Here is a 5,853-nt window from a genome sequence, read left to right on the forward strand (position 1 = left end):
TCGCGGTCGGGGCCCAGCAGCGCGCGCTCGGCCAGGGCCGCCCAGGTTTCCGCGGCCTCCTTCGGTTCGTCGATCAGCGCGGCGACGCGCTCTGCCGTGCCCCAGTCGCCCGTGGCCGCATGATCCCGAGCCCGACAGACAAGGGAGCGCCAGGAGTTGCCGTCGACCCGCTGCCAGGCCCCGGCCAGCTCCGTCGCCTCCGCGATCAGGCCCAGATCGGCCAGCGCGGTCACGATCCCCGTCCTCAACTCGGCCTTGGGCGATAGCGCGTCGCCCAACTGGGCGAGCCGCGCCGCAGCTCGCGCCGCGGCCAACCGGCCGATATGGAGGGCGGAACGGGGGCGCGCCGTGCGAAGCTCGGCCGCCGCATACGCGGTGGTGACGGGCAGATGAGCGGCCCTCTCGTCCTCGGCAAGGCTCTCGATCCGGTCGAAGAACCGGGCGGCCTGTGCCGGATCCAGCGGCACGAAGGCGGACGCGACCGCGCCGAACGCACGGATCTGCCCTGCTCTGTCGCTGTCCCAGTCGTCCGTGATCAGCTCCGTCAGCGCCCGCCGCGCCCGGTCGGCGACCTCGGCGGCGAGCTGCGGATCGTAAGGGCGAACGGCGAGGGACACCCTGCCCAGGGCCTCCGCGGCATGGCCGTTCCAGTTCCCGACCTGATCAGCGGCATCGAGCGCCTCCGCCGTCCGTCCCAGCCCCGCCAGGACGACGGCCACGATCTTGGTGATCTCGCGGGCCGCTGCGACATCCGCCATGGCACGCCAACCGCCCGATCGGTCGCGGACGAGCCGGTCCGCCTCCCTCGCGAGACCGACCGCCCGCTCGTCCCCGCGTTCCGCCAGCACCTGAGCCACCCCGGCCAAGGCCTGCCCCCGTTCCAGCGGATCGTAGACGCTCCAGGCCAGCCCCTCCGCCCGCCGGAGCTGGCCGAGCCGCGCCAGGACGGGCGGCAGGTTGGGCGGCAGGGCGCTGTTGCGGTGGGCCAGCAGGACCCCGGCCGCCGCAAGGGCTGCCAGCAGGCCGGGGTCGTCGGGCGCGGCACGCTCGACCGCGGCGGCCACGGAGTCGATCTCCGCCAGCGCAGCGCTGTCGCTGCCGGTCTCCTCGCGGATGCGGTCCTGGCGGCGGGGGTCGGTCGCCAGGCGGGTCGCCCGCTCGAGGTCGCCGAGAGCGGCCACCATGCGCGGGTAGCCGTGCAGCACGTACGGCGGGGTCTCCGGCGGCCAGCCGCGCTCGCGGTACCCCGCCGACCAGGCGTGGATCCGGTCCAGATACGGCAGCAGATCCGGGCCCAGCATCTCCGTCGCCGCAATGAACAGCGTCTCGTGGGCGAAGAGGAATCCCCGCTCCTCATCCGGCCTTGCCGAGCGTCCGCGGCGGCGCAGGATCCGCCCGAACACCCCGTCCACCCGGTGCCGCACCGCGTACAGCTCGCGCCCGGTGAGCTCGCGCAGGTCTTCCGGCCGCAGACTGCCCCGTGCGGCGGCGATCAGCCCGACGATGTCCTTCTCCAGGTGCTCACCCCCGGCGAGCACCTTGTTCAGCTCGTACCGAGCCTTGTGCTCCAGATGCTCGGCGTAATGCGTGCTGCCGAGTTCGGACGGCGGGCAGTGATGCAGGGGATGGCCCGGGCCGACGTCGAGCGGAAGGCCGGGGTTGGGGCGGCTGGCGACCAGGACGCGGAGATTGGGCGGCGGGCGTTCCGGGAGGAGGGAGGCGATGCTGGGGCCGGTGGCGCCGTCGCGCGCGGACCGGTCCTCGTCCAGGCCGTCCACGACGAGCAGCAGCGTGGCACCGTCCTCGGCCACCCGCTCGGCGGCCTCGGCGAGCAGCGCACGGCGCTCGGTCTCGCGGACGACGGGCGAGGCGTGGGGGGACGGCTCACGGCCGACGATGGCGGCCAGCTGGTGGACCAACGCCTCGGTGTAGGCGGTGCTGTCGGCCTGGCCCGCCAGCCGGGAGGTGATGAAGAACGACACCGGGACCACCCCGCGCGGCGGGTGCAGCGCGAACCACGACACCAGCGCCGTCTTGCCCGACCAGGGGCGGCCCTGGATCCAGCGGTACGTGTCGGGGCCCGCACAGAAGTCGACCAGCTCCCGCAACTCCTCATCACGCCCGTACAGGTCCGGCGGGGCGATGTCCCGCAGCAGGACCTGGTAGCCCGCCTCGATCTGGCCGAGCCGCGACGGCGGGAGTACGTCCGGGAGGTGGGCGAGGGAGGTACTCAACTCCCTTTCGAAGGCGCACCGTTCACCGTCCGACAGCCGCTCCGCCCAGCGGTCCGCCCGGCTCACCGCCAGCCGTCCCGCTCCGTCGGCGTGATGGTGCGCGGCCACGATGCCCACGATCCGGCCGCCGCTGAAGACCGCCGCGCCCGACATGCCGTCCCAACTGCCGTCCGGCGGGGGCACGCTCAGGTCGAGCGTGCCCTCGCGGCGGTTGGACAGGACCGCGCACGTGCCGTGCACATGCTCCGCGTCGCGGTACGGACGTCCGTCCTCGCCGTCCCGCATCTTGAAGGCCGGAAAGCCCATCGCACTACACCGCAGCACCGCGTCCCGTTCGCCGACCCGGCCGAAGCGGACGACCGGGACCTCATCCAGCGGGACGGCCAGGACGGCCACATCGGTGGGCGGGTGCTCGAAGCGCACCTCCGCTTCGAGCACCCGCTCCCCCGGCCGGTCCGCCTCGAACCGCACCCGTACGGACATTGCCGACGCCACCACATGGGCCGCCGTCAGCACCCTGCCGGGCGCGACGAGATAACCCGAGCCGCGGCGGCGGTCACCCGTGGCGGTCTCGACGAGGATCTCGGCGACCCGCTCGACCTCCAGGCCCCTCACTGATCGGTCAGCGCTCCCCGGCCACCTCGGCCCCGGAGATCCTGGCCGTCGTACGGGTGCCGTCGGGGCCCGGGGCGGTCGGCTGGAGGGTGAGGGTGACGCGCTGGGTCTCGGACGAGGTGTACTTCCCGTCGCCACCGGCCTCGACCACCCAGAAGCGGACCTTCCCGCTGCCGCCCGCCTCCTTGGTGACCGCGACCGTGGCCTCGATCTCGATCGGGCCGACGTCGAACCGCAGCGACTCCCCCGCGCCCTCCGCCGCCGCGGCCGTGAGCTGCGCACGCAACTCGCGGATCATCTCGGACAGTTCCACCATGTGCGTCCCCCTCGTACTCTCCCGAAGTCAGACTTTACAAGGGGGCGCCGACAGCGGCGGTCAGGACTTGATCTCGAAGGACTCGCCGTACATCTTCCACTTCAGCGGCGGGTTCAGATCGAAGTTCTTCGCGTTGAGGAAGACGCGCTGCGCGGTGTCGACCCGGCTGGTGTCGCTGTGTGCCTCCTCGCTCTGCATGGCCTTCTTGCGGGCGTCGAGGAAGGCGTTGAGGTACGTGGTCTGGTTGCCGCCCTGCGCCGGGGTCTTGGCGTTGGACATGGCCGTCTTGCGTATGCCGCCGAAGCTGTACTTGCTGCTGCCGGGGCCGTGCATGACGATCGCGTCGTAGTAGATGAACTGGCCGAGCGTGCCGAGGCCGTCGTCCTTGCCCTGCTTGACGGACGGGTTGAAGTAGACGCGGTCGCGCTCGTGCTCCTGGGCGTCCTGGAACGCCTTGTCGGCGGCGGCCGTCTTCCAGTCCTTGGTGAAGTTGGGGTCGAGGCCGCTGTGGGAGTCGCTGCCGTTGACCTTGCGCAGGGCGGGGAGGTACTTGGCGAGGACGTTGCCCGGCTTCTGCTGGGTGTAGTACTCGACGAGTTCCAGCATGTCGCCGGTGCCGGAGCAGAAGCCGATGATCCCGGCGGTGTAGCCGCGGCCGTCGCCGATGTCCTCGATGTACTTGAACTGGCCGCGCCAGTCCAGGGAGGAGTTCTCGGCGCTGGAGACCAGCTTCATGGCGATCTCCTTCTTGGCCGGATCGTCCAGGTTGGCCGCCACGCCCGCCTCCTGAGCCGACTCCTGAGCCGACGCCCGAGCCGAGGAGTGTGCGGGGGTGGCGGCCTGGCCCACTCCGACTCCGACGCCGACACCGGTGAACACGAGCGCGGCGGGTAACGCCACGGCCGCCGCCGTCAGGCCGATCCTTCTGGACATGGGGGACTCCGTTCGCTTGAGCCGTCCGTTAGGAATGTTTCCTAACCATTGAAGCGAGCACGCCACACCACCCACAAGGCTTTCGGCTCAACTGACCTACTACGGCTGCGGAATGGGCACCGGCTGGTCGGTGTCGCCGTCCGACTTACGGACCGGAGGCGTGGGCATACGGACCTCCTCGGGGGCGCCCCCAGTGGCGGCGCCCGGGGCCGCCACCGCCCGCCACCACGGCTCCAGCGGCAGCCCGCGGACCGGCTCGAACGGCTGCCCCGGGCGCGGCACGGCCACGCTCGCGCCCACCGCGCGGGCCGCGGTGACGGTGCCCTCGGCGGGCTCCTCCCACGGGTGCGGGGCCAGATTGAAGGTGCCCCAGTGGATCGGCAGCATGATCCCCCGGCCGGGCTCGCCGCCCTGGAGGTCGAGGTGGGCGCGCATGCCCTCCTCGGGGGTCATGTGGATGTCGGGCCAGAACTCGCTGTACGCCCCGATCTGGATCATGGTCGCGTCGAACGGCCCGTACGACGCCCCGATCTCCGCGAACCCGGAGAAGTACCCGGTGTCCCCGCTGTGGAATATCCGGTGCTCGGGCCCGGCCACCACCCAGGAGGCCCACAGGGTGTGCTGGGTGTTGCGCAGCGCACGGCCGCAGAAGTGGCGGGCGGGGGTGGCGGTGAGCAGCAGCCCGGCCACGTCGGTGGACTCGTGCCAGTCCAGCTCGGTCACCCGGTCCGCCGGTACGCCCCAGTGCTCCAGATGCGCGCCGACCCCGAGCGGTACGACGAACATCGTCCCCGTGCGCACCAGCGCGCGGATCGTGGGCATGTCCAGGTGGTCGTAGTGGTCATGGGAGATGACCACCGCGTCCACCGGTCCCAGCTCCCGCAGCGGCACCGGGACGGGGTGCAGCCGCTTGGGCCCGACGGACGCGAAGGGCGAACAGCGCGAGCCCCACACCGGGTCGAACAGCACCCGCCGCCCGTCGATCTCGGCGAGCACGCTGGAGTGGCCCATCCAGGTCAGCCGCAGCCCGGAGGCGGGCGGTGTGGCCAGGTCGGCGAGGGTGGTGGGGTGGACCGGCACGGTCCCGGCCGGGGCCCGGCGCACCCGGTTCTCCTTGCGGAAGTACGTGGGGAGGAACTTCAGCATCGAGCCGGAGGGGGCGCTGCGGCCGCCGCCGGGGTTGGTGAAGACACCGTTCGCGAAGTTCGGGGACCGCCGGATGCGCTCCATCCGCTCCCCGGCCGGGTCCGCTCCGAAGGCGGCGGGGCGCAGGGCTGTGGCGAGCCGGGAACGCTGAGGGCTGGGGCCGGTCACGGCACCTCCTGGGTGAAGGGGAGCGACGGGGCGCCCCATGGCCTGTGCTGTTGTGCTGCTGCACTGTCACAACTCTCGCGACGGGTGACGTTGTTCCGGAAGACCACTCCGGATCCGCTCAGGCCGTTCTCAGGGTGCTCAGGGTGTGAACGTCAGCCGTACGTGGTCCTCGACCGGGCGGTAGCCGATCCGCTGGTAGAGGGCGTTGCTGGTGGGGTTGGCGAGGTCGGCGAAGAGCAGTACGCGCTCGGCTCCCCCGGTACGCGCCGCCCGGCTCACGGCGGCCGTGACCGCGCCCGCGTACCCACGTCCCCGCAGCTCGGGCGGGGTGTAGACGAGCGAGACCCGGACGGTGTCCGCGACGGTGCGGCTCACCGCGGCGGTGGCCACCGGCTCCCCGTCCACCTCCCACAGCAGGGCGCCGTGATGGGCGAGCCGGTC

5 protein-coding genes are annotated in these 5,853 nt (G+C 72.3%); all 5 read right to left on the bottom strand.

All coding sequences use genetic code 11. The annotated features are described in order from the left end of the window. Positions 1-2,849, bottom strand: a 2,849-nt coding sequence (locus SSOG_RS08705; protein ID WP_039936952.1) for a trypsin-like peptidase domain-containing protein, incomplete at its 3' end; no start/stop codon positions are given. A gap of 7 nt (positions 2,850-2,856) precedes the next feature. Beyond that, positions 2,857-3,165 (bottom strand): trypco2 family protein, encoded by a 309-nt coding sequence (locus SSOG_RS08710; protein WP_009713846.1) that lies wholly within the window; start codon positions 3,163-3,165, stop codon positions 2,857-2,859. A 60-nt stretch (positions 3,166-3,225) separates the two neighbouring features. After that, positions 3,226-4,098 carry a chitosanase gene (locus SSOG_RS08715; RefSeq protein ID WP_039936953.1) on the bottom strand — a complete coding sequence of 291 codons (873 nt, stop codon included), beginning with the start codon at positions 4,096-4,098 and terminating at the stop codon, positions 3,226-3,228. Positions 4,099-4,197: 99 nt separating this feature from the next. Further along, a complete protein-coding gene (locus SSOG_RS08720) occupies positions 4,198-5,412 on the bottom strand; it encodes an MBL fold metallo-hydrolase (protein WP_009713848.1) in 1,215 nt (404 codons plus the stop codon). A 138-nt stretch (positions 5,413-5,550) separates the two neighbouring features. After that, positions 5,551-5,853: GNAT family N-acetyltransferase (locus SSOG_RS08725; protein WP_009713849.1), on the bottom strand; the 303-nt coding region annotated here is incomplete at its 5' end.

It is taken from the genome of Streptomyces himastatinicus ATCC 53653, assembly GCF_000158915.1.
GTDB classification, from domain to species: domain Bacteria; phylum Actinomycetota; class Actinomycetes; order Streptomycetales; family Streptomycetaceae; genus Streptomyces; species Streptomyces himastatinicus.

Coding starts and splice junctions, on each gene's coding strand:
- SSOG_RS08710 (WP_009713846.1), bottom strand. CDS start 3,165: ATGGTGGAACTGTCCGAGATGATCCGCGAGTTGCGTGCGCAGCTCACG.
- SSOG_RS08715 (WP_039936953.1), bottom strand. CDS start 4,098: ATGTCCAGAAGGATCGGCCTGACGGCGGCGGCCGTGGCGTTACCCGCC.